22 protein-coding genes are annotated in these 18,429 nt (G+C 70.3%); 9 read left to right on the forward strand and 13 right to left on the reverse strand.

Features of this window, described 5'->3' with window-relative positions:
* Positions 1-6 precede the first annotated feature (6 nt).
* From CRP50_RS02645 to CRP50_RS02660, 4 genes are all read right to left on the reverse strand, one after another.
* Positions 7-1,218: a M24 family metallopeptidase gene (locus tag CRP50_RS02645; protein ID WP_097277416.1), complete on the reverse strand. Its 1,212-nt coding sequence runs from the start codon at positions 1,216-1,218 to the stop codon at positions 7-9.
* Positions 1,215-2,201: a cyclodeaminase gene (locus CRP50_RS02650; RefSeq protein WP_097277417.1), complete on the reverse strand. Its 987-nt coding sequence runs from the start codon at positions 2,199-2,201 to the stop codon at positions 1,215-1,217. The genes CRP50_RS02645 and CRP50_RS02650 overlap by 4 nt, the downstream gene beginning before the upstream one ends.
* Entirely contained in the window at positions 2,201-3,184 is a 984-nt protein-coding gene (gene eutB, locus CRP50_RS02655; RefSeq protein WP_245913337.1) for a hydroxyectoine utilization dehydratase EutB, read from the reverse strand. The genes CRP50_RS02650 and eutB overlap by 1 nt, the downstream gene beginning before the upstream one ends.
* A 164-nt stretch (positions 3,185-3,348) precedes the next feature.
* Positions 3,349-4,728, reverse strand: coding sequence for a PLP-dependent aminotransferase family protein (locus CRP50_RS02660; RefSeq protein WP_097277419.1), 1,380 nt, complete (start codon positions 4,726-4,728; stop codon positions 3,349-3,351).
* Positions 4,729-4,863: 135 nt separating this feature from the next.
* Between CRP50_RS02660 and doeB the strand changes: the two genes are divergently transcribed.
* Positions 4,864-5,898 carry a N(2)-acetyl-L-2,4-diaminobutanoate deacetylase DoeB gene (gene doeB, locus CRP50_RS02665; RefSeq protein ID WP_097277420.1) on the forward strand — a complete coding sequence of 345 codons (1,035 nt, stop codon included), beginning with the start codon at positions 4,864-4,866 and terminating at the stop codon, positions 5,896-5,898.
* Complete coding sequence (locus tag CRP50_RS02670) at positions 5,895-6,374, forward strand: Lrp/AsnC family transcriptional regulator (protein ID WP_097277421.1); 480 nt, start codon at positions 5,895-5,897, stop codon at positions 6,372-6,374. Before doeB ends, CRP50_RS02670 begins: the two co-directional genes overlap by 4 nt.
* 43 nt (positions 6,375-6,417) lie before the next feature.
* On the opposite strand, the gene purB is transcribed toward CRP50_RS02670, so the two are convergent.
* Entirely contained in the window at positions 6,418-7,716 is a 1,299-nt protein-coding gene (gene purB, locus CRP50_RS02675) for an adenylosuccinate lyase (protein ID WP_097277422.1), read from the reverse strand.
* 135 nt (positions 7,717-7,851) lie between these two features.
* Here purB and CRP50_RS02680 point away from each other — a divergent pair, with 135 nt between their 5' ends.
* On the forward strand, positions 7,852-8,241 hold the full coding sequence (locus CRP50_RS02680) for a pilus assembly protein N-terminal domain-containing protein (protein WP_097277423.1): 390 nt from the start codon (positions 7,852-7,854) through the stop codon (positions 8,239-8,241).
* Positions 8,242-8,260: 19 nt separating this feature from the next.
* On the opposite strand, the gene CRP50_RS02685 is transcribed toward CRP50_RS02680, so the two are convergent.
* The 7 genes from CRP50_RS02685 to CRP50_RS02710 all read right to left on the reverse strand — a co-directional run bounded on the left by CRP50_RS02685 (position 8,261) and on the right by CRP50_RS02710 (position 12,915).
* A complete protein-coding gene (locus CRP50_RS02685; protein WP_097277424.1) occupies positions 8,261-8,719 on the reverse strand; it encodes a MarR family winged helix-turn-helix transcriptional regulator in 459 nt (152 codons plus the stop codon).
* Between the two features lie 112 nt (positions 8,720-8,831).
* Positions 8,832-9,587, reverse strand: a complete 756-nt coding sequence (gene radC, locus CRP50_RS02690; RefSeq protein WP_097277425.1) for a RadC family protein — start codon at positions 9,585-9,587, stop codon at positions 8,832-8,834.
* Between the two features lie 23 nt (positions 9,588-9,610).
* Entirely contained in the window at positions 9,611-10,096 is a 486-nt protein-coding gene (locus CRP50_RS02695; protein WP_176524994.1) for a DUF2335 domain-containing protein, read from the reverse strand.
* Entirely contained in the window at positions 10,093-10,323 is a 231-nt protein-coding gene (locus CRP50_RS25440; RefSeq protein WP_176524995.1) for a hypothetical protein, read from the reverse strand. Before CRP50_RS25440 ends, CRP50_RS02695 begins: the two co-directional genes overlap by 4 nt.
* Before the next feature lie 107 nt (positions 10,324-10,430).
* A complete protein-coding gene (map, locus tag CRP50_RS02700; protein WP_097277427.1) occupies positions 10,431-11,243 on the reverse strand; it encodes a type I methionyl aminopeptidase in 813 nt (270 codons plus the stop codon).
* Positions 11,244-11,273: 30 nt separating this feature from the next.
* Positions 11,274-11,993 carry a DNA/RNA nuclease SfsA gene (gene sfsA, locus CRP50_RS02705; RefSeq protein WP_097277428.1) on the reverse strand — a complete coding sequence of 240 codons (720 nt, stop codon included), beginning with the start codon at positions 11,991-11,993 and terminating at the stop codon, positions 11,274-11,276.
* Between the two features lie 10 nt (positions 11,994-12,003).
* Entirely contained in the window at positions 12,004-12,915 is a 912-nt protein-coding gene (locus tag CRP50_RS02710; protein WP_097277429.1) for a methyltransferase domain-containing protein, read from the reverse strand.
* Between the two features lie 173 nt (positions 12,916-13,088).
* On the opposite strand from CRP50_RS02710, the gene CRP50_RS02715 reads away from it, so the two are divergent.
* Genes CRP50_RS02715 through CRP50_RS02730 form a run of 4 tightly spaced genes read left to right on the forward strand, consistent with a single transcriptional unit; the run spans position 13,089 to position 16,212 of the window.
* The gene (locus CRP50_RS02715) at positions 13,089-14,282 is read left to right on the forward strand and encodes an MFS transporter (RefSeq protein ID WP_097277430.1); all 1,194 of its coding nucleotides are present in this window, start codon (positions 13,089-13,091) and stop codon (positions 14,280-14,282) included.
* Between the two features lie 44 nt (positions 14,283-14,326).
* Entirely contained in the window at positions 14,327-15,085 is a 759-nt protein-coding gene (locus CRP50_RS02720) for a ComF family protein (RefSeq protein ID WP_097277431.1), read from the forward strand.
* Between the two features lie 43 nt (positions 15,086-15,128).
* The gene (gene grxC, locus CRP50_RS02725) at positions 15,129-15,383 is read left to right on the forward strand and encodes a glutaredoxin 3 (RefSeq protein ID WP_097277432.1); all 255 of its coding nucleotides are present in this window, start codon (positions 15,129-15,131) and stop codon (positions 15,381-15,383) included.
* 10 nt (positions 15,384-15,393) lie between these two features.
* Positions 15,394-16,212: a carbon-nitrogen hydrolase family protein gene (locus CRP50_RS02730; protein WP_097277433.1), complete on the forward strand. Its 819-nt coding sequence runs from the start codon at positions 15,394-15,396 to the stop codon at positions 16,210-16,212.
* A gap of 519 nt (positions 16,213-16,731) precedes the next feature.
* Here CRP50_RS02730 and rpsU read toward each other — a convergent pair.
* A complete protein-coding gene (gene rpsU, locus CRP50_RS02735) occupies positions 16,732-16,935 on the reverse strand; it encodes a 30S ribosomal protein S21 (protein ID WP_009542764.1) in 204 nt (67 codons plus the stop codon).
* 211 nt (positions 16,936-17,146) lie between these two features.
* Here rpsU and def point away from each other — a divergent pair, with 211 nt between their 5' ends.
* Both def and CRP50_RS02745 read left to right on the forward strand, forming a co-directional pair.
* Positions 17,147-17,725 (forward strand): peptide deformylase, encoded by a 579-nt coding sequence (gene def / locus CRP50_RS02740; protein WP_097277434.1) that lies wholly within the window; start codon positions 17,147-17,149, stop codon positions 17,723-17,725.
* Between the two features lie 31 nt (positions 17,726-17,756).
* The gene (locus tag CRP50_RS02745) at positions 17,757-18,425 is read left to right on the forward strand and encodes a COQ9 family protein (protein WP_097277435.1); all 669 of its coding nucleotides are present in this window, start codon (positions 17,757-17,759) and stop codon (positions 18,423-18,425) included.
* Positions 18,426-18,429: the final 4 nt, after the last annotated feature.

The following is an 18,429-nucleotide window of genomic DNA, read 5'->3' on the forward strand; positions in this document are numbered from 1 at the left end:
CTTCGCCTACTGTTTGACGTAGAGCCCGCGCGGCAGGCCGCACAGGGGCTCGCCGCCGCGTTCGGTGACCAGGAAGGTCTCGCTCAGCTCGATGCCCCAGTCCTCCATCCAGATGCCGGGGATGAGGTGGAAGGTCATGTTGGGCTGCAGGACCGTGGTGTCGCCGGGGCGCAGGCTCATGGTGTGCTCGCCCCAGTCGGGCGGGTAGGCGCAGCCGATGGAATAGCCGATGCGGCTTTCCTTCACGAGGCCGTGGCGGCGCGTCGCCTCGCGCCAGGCGTGTTCCACCTCTTCGCAGGTGGCGCCGGGGCGGGCGGCGTCGAGGGCGGCCTGCAGGCCTTCGCACACCACTTCGGCCGTATCCACCATCAGCGCCGGCGGCTTGCCCAGATAGACCGTGCGCGCCATGGCGCAGTGGTAGCGCCGGTTGGCGGCGGCCAGTTCCAGGATGGTCGCCTCGCCGGCCTTGAAGGTCTCGTCGGTCCAGGTCAGGTGCGGCGTCGAGGAACAGATGCCGGTCGGCAGCATGGGCACGATGGCGGTGTAGTCGCCGCCGAACTCCGGCGTGCCGCGCACCTGGGCCGACATGATCTCGGCCACCGTGTCGCACTGGCGCCGTCCGGGCTCGACGCCCTCGCAGGCCGTCTGCATGGCGCTTTCGAGGATGCGGGCGGCGCGGCGCATGAGGCCGATCTCGGCGTCGGACTTCACGGCCCGCACCCAGTTCACCAGGTGGCCGGCGTCCTTGAAGGTGGCGTTCGGCAGGCCGGCGCGCAGCGATTCCCAGCCCTGGACCGAGAAGTAGTAGGCATCCATCTCCACGGCCAAGCGGCCCTTGTGCCAGCCGCGCCGGGTGATTTCCTCCGCCACGAAGGTCATGGGGTGGATGTGGCGCTGCTGCACGTAGTGGTCGGGGTAGCCGAGGATGTCGTCGGGCGGCAGTACGGTGGTCCAGCGGGCGCCGTTGGCGTCCATGTGGCGGCCGATCCACACCGGGTTGTCGTGGTCGAGCGCCACGATCACCACCTGCGGCACATAGAACGACCAGCCGTCGTAGCCGGTGAGGTAGTTCATGTTGGCCGGGTCGGAGACCAGCATCACGTCGATGCCGTCGGCGGCCATGCGGTACTTCACCGCCGCCAGCCTGTGGTCGAACTCGGCCCGGTCGAAGACGCGCCAGGTGGGCGAGGCGCGATCGGCGAGGGAAGTCGGGCTCATGCGTGAAACTCCCGTCCGAGGCCCTGCCGCTGTGCCGCGGCATGAGCCAGTGTCGCGATCACGGTGTCCTGGACTCCGGTCCCCGTCAGATCGCAGACGGTCACCGCCTCCTCGGATGGGCGGGCGCCGTCTCTTGCGTGGACGAGCGTCCCGAGTTCGACCGGGCTGACGGACAGCCCGCGGTCGAGGGCGTGGTGCAGTTCACCCAGCACGGCGCACTGCGCGATGCGGTCGCAGACCACCAGGTCGGCGGCCGCCAGCACCTCGGGCGCCAGTTCGCCTTTGTCCTCGGCGTCCGATCCCATCGCGGTGATGTGCAGGCCGGGATGGAGCCAGTCCTGGTGAATCAACGGTTGGCGGGAGGGGGTGGTGGTCACGACGACGTCACTTTCGGCCACCGCCGCCTCTGGGCTCGCCACCGGATGCACGGGCAGGCCGAGGCGGCTGGTCATGTCGCGGGCGTAAGCCTCCGCCTTGGCCGGCTCGCGCGCCCACACCAGCACCTGCCGCAGGTCGCGCACCAGGGCCAGCGCCTCCATCTGCAGGCGCGCCTGGGTGCCGGCGCCGAGCACGCCGGCGGTGAGGCCGGGGCCGCGCGGCGCCAGGGTGCGGGCGGCAACGGCACCGGCGGCGGCGGTGCGCACGTCGGTCAGGTAGCCGTTGTCGAGCAGCAGGGCCTCCACCAGGCCCGTGCGGGCGCTCAGCAGCACCATGAGGCCGTTGAGGCTGGGCAGGCCGAGCGTCGGGTTATTGAAGAAGCCGGGGCTCATCTTCATGGCGATGCTGTCGATGCCCGGCACGAAGGCGGTTTTCACGTCGATCTCACCGTTGTGCTCCGGCACGTCCAGGCGCAGCACGGGCGGCATGCGCACTTCGCCGGCGGACAGGCGCGCGAAGGCCTCGGCCATGGCGTCGACCATGGGCAGGTCGAGCCGCACGCAGGCCCGCAGGTCGGCTTCCGTCAGGATCAGGACATCGGGCATCACGCGACCTCGTGCAGGGCGGTGGCGGCGGCGGTTTCGGCGTCGGCGGCTGCGATCACCCGGCGGAAGGTCTCGCGGTCGACGTTGCCGCCGGTGACGAGGCAGACCGCCGGGCCGTCCAGCCGCACCTTGCCGGCGAGCAGGGCGGCCGGGCCGACGGCGGCGGCGCCCTCGGCGGTGAGGCCGTGGCAGTGGTGCAGGTGGCGCATGCCGGCGGCGATCTCGGTTTCCGTCAGCAGCATCACGTCGTCCAGCAGGTCGCGGCAGAGGTCGAAGGTATGGCGGTTGGCGAGCCCGATGCCGCCGCCGAGGGAATCGGCGAGCGTCGGGCATTCCTCCACGTCCACCGGGCGGCCGGCGAGCAGGCTCGCGTGCATGGCGGCGCCGCGCTCCATGCTGACGCCGATGACGCGCGCCTTCGGCCGCACCGTCTTCACCGCCAGCGCCACGCCGGCGGCGAGGCCGCCGCCCGACAGCGGCACCAGCACCGTCGTCACCTCCGGCAGGTCTTCCACCACTTCGAGGCCGAGCGTGCCCTGGCCGGCGATGACGGCGGGGTCGTCGAAGGGGGCGATCCAGGCCATGCCCTCCTCGCGCACCAGCCGCTGCGCCTCGACGGTGGCGTCGTCCTGGCTGCGGCCGACGATGCGCACCTCGGCGCCCAGGGCCCGCACGGCCTCCACTTTGTTGGCGGGCACCAGCGCCGACAGGCAGACCACCGCCCGCAGCCCGAGGCGTGCCGCGGCATGGGCGACGGCGCGGCCGTGGTTGCCGGTGGAGGCGGTGACGACGCCGCGCGCCCGGCGCTGCGGCGGCAGGGTGAGGATGCGGTTGGTCGCCCCGCGCAGCTTGAAGGAGCCCGTTTCCTGCAGCAGGTCGAGCTTCAGTGCCACCGTGTGGCCGGCCTGCGCGCTCAGGGCGGGGCAGGGGACGAGCGGCGTATGCCGGATGTGGCCCGCGAGGCGCAGGCGCGCATCGAGCACGTGCGACACCAGCGGGCCAAAGCCGTGATTGATCCGATCGGGTCGAAAGGCCGGGTATGCCATGCCACCTCCTGCCGCGCCGCAGTGCGTGAGTCCTGGACCGACCTTAGCCAGAGGTTACCGGATCATGTCAATTGCGAAATTGAAACCATCCAATGTAGCCGCTACACGTCGATGAGCGCCGGCTCCGGGCGCTGCGACAGGTCGCCGCGCACCAGCTCGAGCGCCCGCTCCAGGTCGGCGCGGGTCTCGGCGCCGCCGACGGACAGGCGCACCGCGTGGGGACCGGCGGAACGGCCGACCACGAAGGGTTCCGACGCCGTAACCAGGACGCCCTGGGCCTGCAACTGGCGCACCAGGCCGTCGGCCCGCCAGTCGCCGGGAAGGTTGATCCACACGTTCGGTCCGGTGGGATGGCTGATGGTGTCGAAGTCCGCCAGGTAGTGGTCCACCAGGGCCTGGCGGGCCGCCAGTTCGCGGCGCTGTCCGGCGACGATCTCGTCCATGGTGCCGTCCTCGATCCAACGGGCGGCGATATCGGCGACCAGAGGCGTTGCCATCCAACTCGTGGTACGCACCCGCGCGGCCAGGCGCTGCGTGTTTTTCGGCGGACCGACAAGGAAACCGACGCGCAGGCCCGAGACCGAGACCTTGGTGAAACTGGTGACGTAATAGCTGTCGTCGGGATGGAAAGAGGACAGCGGCGGCGGCCGGTCTTCCACCAGGGCACCGAACACGTCGTCTTCGACGATGGCGACGCCGTACTGGCGGCAGATGGCGGCGATCTTTTCCCGCCTTTCGGCCGGCATGAGGCTGGAGGTGGGATTGTTGAGGTTGGGCGTGGTCACCAGCGCCTTCACGCCGCCCTTGCGCACGGCGGCCTCCACCGCGTCGGGCATCAGTCCGTCACGGTCGCTGGCCAGCGGGCGCAGGTTGAAGTGCAGGAAGCTCGCCAAGGAGATGAGCCCGTGGTCGGTCAGGGCGTCGGTCACCACCACGTCGTCGGGCTCGACGATGGTCGACAGCGCCACCAGCATGCCGTGGGCGCAGCCGTTGGTGATGACGATGTCGGCGGGGTCGGCCGGCATGCCCATCTTATAGAGCCAGCGCGCCGCCGCCAGCCGGTGCGGCGGCAGGCCGATGAGCGGCCGGCACCACAGCATGGCGGCGAGGTCGGGATCGTCGGCGGCGGTGCGCAGCGCCTCGCGCAGTTTGGGGATCTGGTCGTGCAGCACGCAGGGGCGGCAGATGGACAGGTCGATGTGCCCTTCCGGATGCCCGCCGGTGAAGGTTTCCTCCGACCGCCGGCGCACGAAGGTGCCGCGCCCGACCTCGCCGACCACGTGGCCGCGCCGTTCCGCTTCCACATAGGCGCTGGAGACGGTGTTGACGCTGATGCCGAGGTCGTGCGCCAGGTCGCGGCGCGGCGGCAGGCGGGCGCCGGGGGTGAGGGCGCCGCTTTCGATGGCGTCGGCGATGGCATTGGCGAGGGCGAGGTACGTCGGACCGCGGTGGCCCTCCAGGCTGGGGCGCCAGGGTGTCATGGATCATTCCGTCCCTTGTGGGGGTGCAATTTCTTCCTGTAGCCTCATCAACAAGGCGATTGATCCCATCCTACGTCAGTAGGTGCCAATGGACCAGATCAATCGGCCGCCGTCTCGCACCCCATCGGAGGTCCCATGGCCGAACCCCTGCGCCACCCGTCCGAGCCGCCGCCGCGCGTCTCCCTCGACATCGACCTGGATGCGCCGGGGCGCCGCCACGGCTACCTCACCGTGCCGTGGAGCCGCGACGACTCGGCCTGGGGATCGGTGCTGGTGCCGTTGACGGTGGTGGTCGGCACGGCGGGGCCGGGGCCGACGCTGCTGTTCACCGGCGGCAATCACGGCGACGAGTACGAAGGCCCCATCGCCCTCATGAAGCTGGCCGCCTCGCTCGATCCGGCGCAGGTGGCGGGGCGGGTGATCGTCGTGCCGGCGATGAATCTGCCGGCGGTGCTGGCGGGCAGCCGGGTGTCGCCGGTGGACGGCGTCAACATGAACCGCGCCTTCCCCGGCGACCGGCGCGGCGGTGTCTCGGCCATGATCTGCGCCTTCGTGACGGAGGACCTGGTGGCCCGCGCCGACGCGGTGGTCGACATCCACGCCGGCGGCAAGACGCTCGACTTCGTGCCCTCGGCGGTGGTCCACGACCTGCCGGATCCCGAGCAGAACCGTCGCACGCGCGCCGCCCTGAAGGCCTTCGGCGCACCGCTCGGCCTCGTGCTGACGGAACTGGACAGCGCCGGCATGCTCGATACCACGGTGGAGCAGGCCGGCAAGGTCTTCGTCTCCACCGAACTGGGCGGCAAGGGCCTGGCGACGGCGGAGACGGTGGCGGTGGCCGATCGCGGCGTCGCCAACATGCTGCGCCACTTCGGCGTCGTGGAGGGCGCGCCGGACATCCCGGAACCGTCGCGCCTCATGCATACGCCCGACGCCGCCTGCTTCGTCCAGAGCCGCCACGCCGGCCTGTTCGAGCCGCTGGTCGACCTGGGCGTCCTGGTGCGGGAAGGGCAAGTCATCGCCCGCATCCACCCGGTGGAGGAGAGCGGCGGCCGGCCGGCGGAATATCGGGCGGCGCGCGACGGGCTGTTCTATTGCCGCCACGCCCGCGGACTCATCCGCCGCGGCGATTGCCTGGCGGTGCTGGCGGTGGACCTCGACGACGCATGAAGCTCGACGCCCTCGACCTCAAGATCCTCTGCGCCCTGCAGGAGGACGGCCGCATCACCAAGCTGAAGCTGGCCGAGCGTGTCGCCCTGTCGCCCAGCGCCTGTTTCGAGCGCATGCGGCGGCTGGAGCAGGCGGGCTTCGTTTCCGGCTACCACGCCGACCTCGACCTCGCCAAGCTGGTGCGGGCGAGTTTCGTGTTCGTGGAGGTGACGCTGAAGACCCACCGCAGCAGCGATTTCCAGCGCTTCGAGGCGCACGTGCAGGAGGTGCCGGAAATCCTCGAGTGCTACGCCATCGGCGGCGGGGTCGACTACATGCTGAAGGTGGTGGCGACCGACATCGCCCACTACCAGGCAGTCATCGACGCGCTGCTGGATGCCGAGGTGGGGGTGGACCGCTACTTCACCTACATCGTCACCAAGCCGGTCAAGCGCCGGCTCGACTACCCGGTGCGGGAGTTGCTCGGGCGGGGGTGACCAAAGAAGAACGGGGCGGCCCCGGAAGGCCGCCCCGTCGTCCTCACGCGCGGCCGAAGACGCGCTTGAAGATCGTGTCGACGTGCTTGGTGTGGTAGCCGAGGTCGAAGATCTCCTCCAGCTCCGCGTCCGACAGCTTGGCGGTGACGTCGGCGTCCTGCTTCAGGTTGGAGAGCAGGTCGCCCTTGCCGCCCCACACCTCCATGGCGTTGCGCTGGACGATGCGGTAGCTGTCCTCGCGGCTGCAGCCCTTCTGGGTCAGCGCCAGCAGGACGCGCTGGCTGAACACCAGCCCGCCCATCTGGTTGAGGTTCTTCTCGACGTTCTCGGGGTAGATCACCAGGTTGGCGACCACGTTGGTCAGCCGCGCCAGGGCGAAGTCGAGGGTGACGGTGGCGTCGGGGCCGATGTAGCGCTCCACCGACGAATGGCTGATGTCGCGCTCGTGCCACAGGGCGACGTTTTCCATGGCCGGCAGGGCGTAGGCGCGCACCATGCGGGCAAGGCCGGTCAGGTTCTCGGTCAGCACCGGGTTGCGCTTGTGCGGCATGGCCGAGCTGCCCTTCTGGCCCTTGGAGAAGAACTCCTCGGCCTCGCGCACTTCGGTGCGCTGCAGGTGGCGGATTTCCACGGCCAGACGCTCGATGGAGCTGGCGATGACGCCGAGCACCGAGAAATACATGGCGTGGCGGTCGCGCGGGATGACCTGGGTGGAAATCGGCTCGACTTCCAGGCCCATCTTGGCAGCGACGTGCTCTTCCACATGCGGGTCGATGTTGGCGAAGGTGCCGACGGCGCCGGAAATGGCGCAGGTGGCCACTTCCTTGCGGGCGGCCAGCAGGCGCTCGCGGTTGCGCTGGAACTCGGCGTGGAAGCTCGCGAACTTGAGGCCCATGGTGACCGGCTCGGCGTGGATGCCGTGGCTGCGGCCCATGCACACCGTCATCTTGTGCTCGAAGGCGCGCGTCTCCAGCGCCGCCAGCAGGGCGTCGATGTCGGCCAGCAGGATGTCGGCGGCCTGCACCAGCTGCACGTTCAGGCAGGTGTCGAGAACGTCGGAGCTGGTCATGCCCTGGTGAACGAAGCGCGCTTCGTCGCCGACGTATTCCGCCAGGTTGGTCAGGAAGGCGATGACGTCGTGCTTGACCTCGGCCTCGATGGCGTCGATGCGGGCGACCTCGAACTGGCCGCGCTCCCACACCGCCTTGGCGGCTTCCTTCGGAATGACCCCCAGCTCGGCCTGGGCGTCGCAGGCGTGCGCCTCGATCTCGAACCAGATGCGGAACTTGTTCTCGGGATCCCAGATGGCGGCCATCTGCGGGCGCGAATAGCGGGGAATCATGGCGGTCGGTCTCGCGTGGTGGACGAAAGGACTCGGGATGCCCGGCGTTATAGGGCATTCGGCCGCGCGGGACCAGAACTTGCACCGCCTTCGCAGCTGCGGTAGCGTCGAGGTGTGGCGGTAGAAGGGGGGATCATGCGGTACGCTGCGGGGATGACGGCTGTGGCGCTGCTGGTGGCGGCGCTGCCGGCGCTGGCCGAACAGAAGGCCGCGCCCGATCGCGGCGACCCCTTCACCACGCCCATCGTGCCGATCCCCGATCCCGCCCCGGCCGCCCCCCGCGACCCGACGCTGGAGCCCCTGCCGGTGCTCGAGATGCAGGTCGGCGAGATGGAGATCGTGCGCCTCGGCGAGGTGCCGTCGACCACCATCACCACCTTCCCCGGCATCGTGTCGGTGGGCGTCGAGCCGCCGGACATGCTGTTCATCTTCGCCGAGGCGCCGGGCGAGACGCAGATCGTGGTGGCGGATTCGCAGTTCGGCGAGCTTTACGCCCGCACCATCGTGGTGACGGAAAAGCCGTAGGCGAGGGCCGGCGGCGGCCTCAGCGGGCGCCGTAGCGGATGAAGTCGGTCCAGGTGCGTTCCAGCTTCTGCAGCACCGTTTCCGCCTGCTTCATCTCGGCTTCCTCGGCGCCGCCGTTGACGTTCAGGTTTTCCGCCAGGCGCTGCTGCAGGGCGCGGATGGCGAGGCACAGTTCCATGCCCTTGTCCGTCAGCTTCAACTGCACGGCGCGGCGGTCGTGCTCGGCGCGCTCCTGCTCGATGTAGCCGAATTCGGTCAGCTTCTTGATGTTGTAGCTGACGTTGGAGCCGTGATAGTAGCCGCGATCCTTGAGGTCGCGGATCACCACGTCGTCGTCGCCGATGTTGGAGAGGAGGAGGGCCTGCACGGCGTTGATGTCGTTCACGCCCATGCGGCGCAGCTCGGCCCGCAGCACGTCGAGGAAGTGCCGGTGCAGCCGTTCGACCAGCTGCACGATGGTGTTGTAGGCGTCGTACATCGACCTTTCCCCCGGCCTTTCGGCGTACCCGTTACGCCCAAAGGCAGCAGTTCTTCCTACAGGCTGATGACGCTTTGGTCAAACCCTTGTGGAAGAACGGGATAATGGCGCGTCAGATGAACCCCTGCGCGCGCATGGAGGTATAGGAGCCGCGCCCCACCACCACATGGTCGTGCAGCACGATGCCGAGGGGTTCCGAAACGTCGCGCACCGTGCGGGTCATGGCGATGTCGGCCTGGCTCGGCGTCGGGTCGCCGCTCGGGTGATTGTGGACCATGATGATGGCGCAGGCCTGCAGTTCCAGCGCCCGCTTGACCACCTCGCGCGGGTAGACCGGCGTGTGGTCGACGGTGCCCTTCTGCTGCATCTCGTCGGCGATGAGGTGGTTGCGGCGGTCGAGGAAGAGAATGCGGAACTGCTCCACGTCGCGGTAGGCGAGGCTGGCGGTGCAGTAGTCGATGAGGGCGTCCCACGAACTGATGACGGGCCGGTTCATCACCTGGTCGCGCAGCATGCGGACGGCGACTGCCTCGGCGGCCTTCAGAGCGGTGGCGGCGGCGTCCTTGATGCCGTCCACCTGCTTCAGCTCCTCGGGCTTGGCGGTGACCACGCCGGCGACGGAGCCGAACTTCTTCAGCAGCGCCTTGGCGATGGGCTTCACGTCACGCCGCGGGATGGCCGCGAACAACAGCAGTTCGAGCAGCTCGTAATCCTGCACCGCCTCGGTCCCGCCGCGCAGGAAGCGTTCGCGCAGGCGGTCGCGATGCCCGGCATGATGCGGCGAGGGCGCCCGCTCCACCGCCTCGGCGAGCCCGCCGGCCGGGGTGCCCGGCGCCGGCTCGAACAGATCCAGATCCTCGTCCGCCATCTCCCCCTCCCGCGATGCCGGCCTCAGGTCCGCCCGCCGTCGCCGCCGTGGTTCCAGCGGTGCGACAGGAAACGGCCGATCACCCCGATCACGCCGACGCCGAGGAAGAGGCCGGCGCCAACTTCCGAGCCTATGGCGATCGAGTAGGTCGCGCCGCCGATCAGAGACAGGAGCGCGACGAACCCCAGCGCCATGCCGCCGACCGCCGTCGCGCTGGCGGTGGTCATGTCGCGGCGCTCCCACCAAATGCGATGGGCCTGTTCCGCTTCCGCCATGCGGAGGATGCGGTCGGCTGCGCCGGGGAGAACGTCGTCGTAATGGGCGAACAGGGCCGGTGGGGGCAGGGGGCCACGGAAGGAACCGGACTGCACGATGGCAGTTCGAAGCTCATTCGCTTCGTCCGGCGGGAGGGCTCGCAGAAGGCGTTCGATCTCCGCTCCCGCTGCGTCGGCGGATGCGGGTGCTCCCGTCGACGACTCTCCGGCGGATTCTGCAGTGGCTTCGCTCACTGCCGGGGTCCAACGTCGAGGCGGGAGGACCGCACGGCCGTCATGGCGGCGAAAAGGTCGCGTCCCACGCGCTCCCAATCCGTTCGCCGCGCGCTGTCGGGGTAGCGGCGGGGACGGGGCGGGACGGTCGATATGTCCGCAAAGGCCGCGAGGCCGCCGAGAAGGCCGGAGACGAACCCGAAACGGGTCTGCCGGTATTCCCGACCTTTCGCCCCGTTGTCAGCCATGCCCGCCGCCTCCTATTGTGCCGCCGCCGTCCGCGATGTTGGCTCTCCTAATCAAGGCCATGAAATCGCGGCTCTGGCAAGTCTCAGCCGGCCGCCCCGCAGGCCGATCAGGCGCCTTCGTAGGGCGGGCAGTGCCAGCCCTTGGGCGAGAGGGTGAAGATCTCGCAGCCGTCGGCGGTGACGCCGATGGTATGCTCGAACTGCGCCGAAAGCGAGCGGTCGCGGGTCACCGCCGTCCAGCCGTCGGGCAGGATCTTGGTGGCGGCCTTGCCGGCGTTGATCATCGGCTCGATGGTGAAGAACATGCCTTCCTCGATAACCTCGCCTTCACCCGCCTCGCCGAAGTGCATGACGTTGGGCTGGGTGTGGAAGGTCTGGCCGATGCCGTGGCCGCAGAAGTCGGCCACCACCGAGAAGCCGTGCGCCTTGGCGTGGGTCTCGATGGCGTGGCCGATGTCGCCGAGCGTCGCGCCGGGGCGCACCACCTCGATGCCGCGCATCAGGCATTCGTAGGTCACTTCCACCAGCTTGCGGGCCTTCACGCTCGGCTTGCCGACGAAGTAGGTGCGGCTCGAATCGCCGTACCAGCCGTCGACGATGGGGGTGACGTCGATGTTCACGATGTCGCCGTCGTTCAGCTTCTTGTCGCCGGGAATGCCGTGGCAGACCACGTGGTTGACCGAGGTGCAGATGTGCTTCGGAAAGCCGCGGTAGCCCATGGGGCCGTGGGTGACGCCGTAGTCCTCGGCCTTCTTCGCCAGCAGGTCGTCGAGTTCGCCGGTGGTCACGCCCGGCGTCACGTAGGGCGTGATGAAGTCCAGCATCTCGGCGGCGACGCGGCCGGCCTTGCGCATGGCGGCGAAGTCCTCGGGACCGTGCAGCTCGAAGGAGGAGGGGCGGCGGCGAGCGGTTTCCATCATTCTCTTCCGTTTGATCTTGTTCTTCGGGTCTCAGGCGACGGCGAGCGGTGCGTCGAGGCGCAGCGGCAGCGGCCGGGCGACGGTGATGCCCTCGGGCGTCACGCGGCAGGCCCAGCACACGGCTTCCACGCCCTTGGACATGGCGAGCGCCAGGGCGTCGCGGTAGGCCGGGTCGATGTCGGCGGCGACGCGGAAGGCCTCGCAGTCCTCGCGCTGCACCAGGTAGACCATGACGGCGCGATGGCCCTCGGCCACCATGTCGGTCATCTCCACCAGGTGCTTGGCACCGCGGGTGGTGACGGCGTCGGGGAATTCGGCGTGGCCGTCGCGGGCCAGCGTCACGTTCTTCACCTCGACGTAGCAGCGGCTGCCGTCGGCCTTTTCCAGCAGCACGTCGATGCGGCTGTTCTTGCCGTACTTCACCTCGCGCCGCACGGTGTCGTAGCCGGCGACCTCGGGGATCAGGCCCTCGGCGCAGGCCTCGGCCACCAGGGCGTTGGGCCAGCTGGTGTTGATGCCGACCAGCCCGGCGCCGACGCGGATCAGTTCCCACGTCCACTTGAGCTTGCGCTCGGGGTTGTCGGCCGGCGACAGCCACACCTCCGAGCCCGGCTCGCAGCAGCCCATCATGCTGCCGGAATTGGCCGTATGGGCCGTGACGACCGTGCCGTCGTCGAGCGTGACGTCGGCCAGAAACCGCTTGTAGCGCTTGATGAGCGTGCCGCGGACGAGGGGAGTCTTGAACAGCATGACGGATACCCTAGTTGCGGCGCGGCTCGCCGTCGACCTTGAATTCCTCCGCCTTCAGCGCGTCGGCGAGGCGGTGGGCGGCGCTGCCGGGACGCAGCGGCTTCTGCTGGCTGTCGTGCGGCGCCCAGGCGTGCATGTAGAGCACCTGGAAGCTGGCCGGCACGCGGCCGTCCTCGGGGTCGCGGTGCTCGGCGACGTAGCGCTCCAGCGCCGTCAGCAGCGTCTCGCGGCGGGTGAAGCCCTTGCGGCGTTCGGCGACGGCGTTGCTTTCGCCCATGCCGCGCAGGTCATCGAGCAGCCGCATGGGGTTCTCGTAGCGCACGGTGATGATGTCGCTGTCGACCACCGGCAGGGCGAAGCCGGCGCGCTGCAACAGGGCGCCCAGGTCGCGGCTGTCGGTGAAGGGCGACACGCGCGGGCTCAGGCCGCCTTCCACCTGCACCTCGGCCTGGGTCAGGCAGTGGCGCAGCTCGTACAGCGTTTCGCCGCCCAGCATGGCGCCGAGGAACAGCCCGTCGGGCTTCAGCGCCCGGCGGATCTGGATGAGTGCGCCCGGCAGGTCGTTCACCCAATGCAGCGACAGGTTGGTGACGATGGCGTCGAAGGCGCCCTCGGCGAAGGGCAGGAATTCCTCGTCGGCGGCGACGGCGAGGCCGCCGGCACGGCGCGCCATGGCGGGCGACAGGTCGGCGCGGATGACCGTTTCGACACCGCGCCGGCCCTGGATGGCGTCGGCCAGCTCGCCGCCGTGGCAGCCGAGGTCGGCGACGAGCGGGAAGTCGCGCGCCACGTCCTCCAGCCGGTCGGCGATGCGGGACGCCGACTCGCGGAACAGGAAGTCGTAGTCGCCGAGCCGCGCTGCGGCCCGGTCGCGATGACGCCGCACCGTGGTGCGGTCGAAGATCTGCATCAGGTCTGACATGCGCCGTTAGATGGCACCTCGCCGCGCCGCTGGCAAGGGCGGAGCGCCCGCCGGATCGTCTCGCCGGGATGCTGCATTGCAGCCAGCGCGCGGCTCGGGCGGCAAGTGGCCCTGGCCCTGCGGCGGCATCGGTGCCATACGGGCCGGCCCCGTTTCCGTCAGGGTTCCCCGTGATGTCGTCCTCCGCTCCTCCGCCCGCCCGCGCCGGGCTCGTCCTGCTGGCGCTCGCCATGGGCGGTTTCGCCATCGGCACGGCCGAGTTCGCCGCCATGAGCCTGCTGCCGTACTTCTCGGCCGGGCTCGGCATCGACGAGCCGACGGCGGGGCACGTCATCAGCGTCTATGCCCTCGGTGTGGTGGTGGGGGCGCCGGTGATCGCAGTGCTGGGCGCGAAGGTCGGGCGGCGCACGCTGCTCATCGGCCTGATGGCGGTCTTCGCCCTCGGCAACGCCCTGAGCGCCATGGCGCCGTCCTACGGATGGATGATCGCCTTCCGCTTCCTCGCCGGCCTGCCGCACGGCGCCTACTTCGGCGTCGCCGCCCTGGTGGCGGCGTCGCTGGTGCCGGCGGGCAAGCGGGCGCAGGCGGTGGCGCGGGTGATGCTCGGCCTGACCGTCGCCACCATCGCCGGCGTGCCGCTCGCCAGCTGGATCGGGCAGGGGCTCGGCTGGCGCTGGGGCTTCGGGCTGGTGGCGCTGCTGGCGCTGACGACGGTGGCGCTGCTGGTCGCCTTCGCCCCGCGCGGCGGCCGCATCGCCGGCGTCAGCGCCCGGCGCGAGCTGGGGGCGCTCGCCCGTGGGCAGGTGTGGCTGACGCTGGGCATCGGCGCCATCGGCTTCGGCGGCCTGTTCTGCGTCTATACCTACCTCGCGACCACCCTGCTGGAGGTCACCGGCGTCGGCCCCGGCATGGTGCCGGTGGTGCTGGCCGTGTTCGGCGTCGGCATGACCCTCGGCAACCTGGTCGCCGCCTGGGCCGCCGACCGCGCCCTGATGCCGGCGGCGGGCGGCATCCTGGTGTGGAGCGCCGGCTCGCTGCTGCTGTTCCCGCTGGTGGCGGGCGACATCTGGCTGGTGAGCCTGTGCGTCTTCCTCATCGGCGGCGGCGGCGGCCTCGGCACCGTGCTGCAGACGCGCCTCATGGACGTGGCGGGCGACGCTCAGATGCTCGCCGCCGCCCTCAACCACAGCGCCTTCAACGTCGCCAATGCCCTCGGCCCTTGGCTCGGCGGGCTGGCCATCGCCGCCGGTTGGGGCTGGACCTCCACCGGCTGGGTCGGCGCCGGCCTCGCCGGGACCGGCCTGCTGCTGTGGGGCGTGTCCCTGCGGGTGGAGCGCGCGGCGCGGTTGCGCGTGGCGGAGGCCTGAGCGCGGCGCTACACTGCGGCGGTTCCTCTCGCCGCGCCCGCTCCATGCACCGCCTCGCCCGATCACTCCTCGACGTTCTGCTGCCGCCGCGCTGCCTCGCATGCGGGACCATCGTCGGCGAGCCCGGCGCGCTGTGCCCGGACTGCTTCGCCCGCGTCACCTTCCTCGGCCCGCCGCAATGCGCCCGCTGCGGCGACCCCTTCGAGCTGCCCATGGAGGAAGGCGCGGTCTGCGCCGTCTGCGTCGCCGAGCCGCCGCCCTTCGACCGGGCGCGGGCGGTCATGCGCTACGACGACGGCGCCCGCGACCTGGTGCTGCGCTTCAAGCACGCCGACCGCACTGATTGCGCGCCGGCCTTCGCCCGCTGGATGATCCGCGCCGGCCGCGAGCTGGTGACGGCGGCCGACGTCATAGCGCCGGTGCCGCTGCACCGCCTGCGCCTGCTGAAGCGGCGCTACAACCAGGCGGCGCTGCTCGCCCGCGCCATCGACCGCCAGAGCGGCGCGCCGGGCCGCTTCGTCCCCGACTTGCTGACCCGCGCCCGCCGCACCCCGCCGCAGGAAGGGCTCGGCCGGCAGGGCAGGGCGCGCAACGTGCGGGCGGCCTTCGCCGTGGTCGATGCGGCGCGCATCCAGGGGCGGCGGGTGCTGCTGGTGGACGACGTGCTCACCACCGGCGCCACCGTCGGCGAATGCGCCCGCACCCTGCGGCGGGCGGGGGCGGCGGCGGTGGACGTGGTGTGTCTCGCCCGGGTGGTTCTCGACCCGCTGCACGACGCGGCGGAGACCGACTCGCTATACTAGGCGTAAGACAGGCATGCCTCACCCTTTGGACAGGAGGTCCCGCATGGCGACCATCGAGATCTACAGTTCCCCGTTCTGCCCGTTCTGCTCCCGCGCCAAGCAGCTGCTGACCAGCAAGGGGGCGGAGTTCAAGGAGATCGACGTGATGATGCACCCCGATCGCCGCCGCGAGATGGAAGAGCGCGCCGGCCGCCACACGGTGCCGCAGATCTTCATCGACGGCACCCACGTCGGCGGCTGCGACGACCTCTACGCGCTCGACCGCAAGGGCGGCCTCGACTCCATGCTGGCGCAGTGAGAGGGCGACCATGACCACCGTCCGCGCCGCCTGCCTGCAGGTGAACGCCGGCCGCGACATGGCGGCCAACATCGACACCGCCTGCGCCCTGGTGCGCGAGGCCAGGGCCGGCGGCGCCGACCTGGTGCTCATGCCGGAGAACGTCAGCCTCATGGAATGGGGGCGCGACAACGTCCTGGCGGCGGCGCGGCCCGAACCCGACCATCCGGCGCTCGCCGCCTTCCGCGATCTGGCGGTGGAGACGGGGGTGTGGCTGCACTGCGGATCCATCGCCGTGGCGCTCGCCAACGGCAAGGTGGCGAACCGCACCTACGTGCTCGGCCCCTCGGGCGCCATCGTCGGGCGCTACGACAAGATCCACATGTTCGACGTCGACCTGGGCGGCGGCGAGGTCTACCGCGAGTCGGCGACCTTCCAGCCGGGCGGGCAGGCGGTGGTGGTGGCGACTCCGTGGGGCGGGCTCGGCCTGTCCATCTGCTACGACCTGCGTTTCCCGCACCTCTACCGGACGCTCGCGAAGAACGGCGCGCAGTTCCTGACGGTGCCTTCCGCCTTCACCCGCCCGACCGGCGCCGCCCACTGGGAGGTGCTGCTGCGGGCGCGCGCCATCGAGACCGGCTGCTGGGTCCTCGCCCCGGCCCAGACGGGCGAACACACCGGGCGCCAGACCTGGGGGCATGCGCTGATCGTCGCGCCGTGGGGCGAAGTGGTGGCCGACGCCGGCGAGTCGCCGGGGCTGATCTATGCCGACCTGGACACGGCGGCGGTGGACAAGGCCCGCGGCAAGGTGCCGTCCCTGACCCACGACCGGCCGTTCTCGCTGGTGTGAGGGAGGGGCTGGCGTGGCTCCGGTGGCTGGCCATGCCGCAAGAAGTTGATGCGCCGCCAGAAAGTGTCATGGCCGGGCTCGACCCGGCCATCCACGGCGTCACCGGCCGTCGGCATAGGGCCGCATCCTCCACGGCCGCCGTCAGGGGAGCCGTGGATGCGCGGGTCAAGCCCGCGCATGACAAATGTCTGGTGTTATTGAGAAATTTGTCATGGCCGGACTTGATCCGGCCATCCACGGCGTCACCGGCGGTGGGCATCGGGCTGCGGTCTCCACGGCCGTCGTCAGGGGGGGGCGTGGATGCGCGGGGCGAACCCGCGCATGACAAGTCTCTGATTTCATTGAGAATACTGTCATGGCCGGGCGCGACCCGACCGTCCGCGGCGACGACCGACACACCCGCCCATACGCCGACGACGCGCCAGGGAAACCCCAGGCGCGCCAGATCGGACGGAGATGTATGCGATGCAGTCGGCCGGCGCCCGAAGGCGCCAGGGCCGCAAGCAGGCAGGCAGGTGCTTAGAAGCCCTCGCGCTCGAGGCGCTTGCGCTCCAGCTTGCGAGCGCGGCGGACGGCTTCCGCCTTCTCGCGCGCCTTCTTCTCCGAGGGCTTCTCGAAGGAACGGCGGAGCTTCATCTCACGGAAGATGCCCTCGCGCTGCATCTTCTTCTTGAGCGCCTTCAGAGCCTGATCGACATTGTTGTCACGAACGAGAACCTGCACGGAACCCCATCTCCTTTCCAAAATCCTGTTTCCGCGCACCGGCAGCACGAAAAGGCGGCTGCCAGCCGCAAACTCGGTTGTCCTGACCGAAGGGCGCGAATAATAACACCGCCGCACCGATCTGTGAAGGGGGCGTGGGCATTATCTTGGTGGGTCCGCGGAGGGCGAGGGCCCTGTTTACGGACAGCGCTGAGGCGAGCATAGTACAGCCATGGCCATTCTGAAAATCGCAAAAATGGGGCACCCGGTCCTGCGCCATCGCGCCGCCGAGGTTCCCGACCCCACCGATCCCGAAATCGCCCGCCTCGTGCGCGACATGGAAGAGACCATGGCCGACGCCGGCGGCGTCGGGCTGGCGGCGCCGCAGGTGCACGTGCCGCTGCGCATCGTGATCTTCTACGTCCCCGCCGCCCGCAACGAGGACTCGCGGCCGGTGCCGCTCACCTGCCTCATCAACCCGGTGATCGAGCCGCTGGCCGACGACACCGCCGACGGCTGGGAGGGCTGCCTGTCGGTGCCCGGCATGACCGGCCTGGTGCCGCGCTGGACGCGCATCCGCTATCGCGGCGTCACCCCCTCGGGCGGCGAGATCGACCGCGAGGCGAGCGGCTTCCATGCCCGCGTCGTGCAGCACGAATGCGACCATCTCGACGGCATGCTCTATCCGCGGCGCATGCGCGACTTGACGACCTTCGGCTTCGTGGACGAGATGAAGCACGGCACCGCCACGCCGGTGGGCGAGGGCGACGACGATGCTCCCGTCCCGCCCGCCGACCCGGTGCCCGAGTGACCAGCCGATGCACGAGAAGGACCGAGCAGCCATGGACATCGCCGACCTGACCGACTCCCGCGACCGTGTCGTGCAGCGGGCGCTCATCCACGTGCCCTTCGACGGCTGGAGCATGAAGACCCTGCGCCACGCCTGCGACGACGAGGGGCTGGGCGCCGGTGCGGCCGATCGCCTGTTCCCTGGCGGAGTCGTGGAGGCGCTGGAGCATTTCTCCGACTTCGCCGACCGCCAGATGACGGCCGACATGGAGGCCGACGACCTCACCGGCCTGCACATGCCGGCGCGCCTGAAGCGGGCCATCCAGCTGCGCCTGCAGCGCTGGGCTGGCGACCGCGAATCGATCCGCCGCGCCGTCGCCATGCTCGCCCTGCCGCAGTACGCCGGCGCCAACCTGCGCATGACGGCGCGCACGGTGGACGCCATGTGGCGCTGCGCCGGCGACCATTCGGCCGATTTCTCCTGGTACACCAAGCGGGCGACGCTGGCGCCGGTCTATTCGGCCACGCTGCTCTACTGGTTCGAGGACAAGTCGGACGACTTCGAGGACACCTGGGACTTCCTCGACCGCCAGTTCCGCGCCGTCGGCGCCCTGCCGGCCATGTCGGCGCGGGTGCGCAAGACGCTCGACCGGCTGCCGAACCCGCTGCGCCTGGTGCCGCGCCTGCCCCGGGCGCCGCGGCCGCGCTTCAAGAGCCTCTGAGGGA

It is taken from the genome of Caenispirillum bisanense (assembly GCF_900230255.1).
GTDB lineage: Bacteria > Pseudomonadota > Alphaproteobacteria > Rhodospirillales > Rhodospirillaceae > Caenispirillum > Caenispirillum bisanense_A.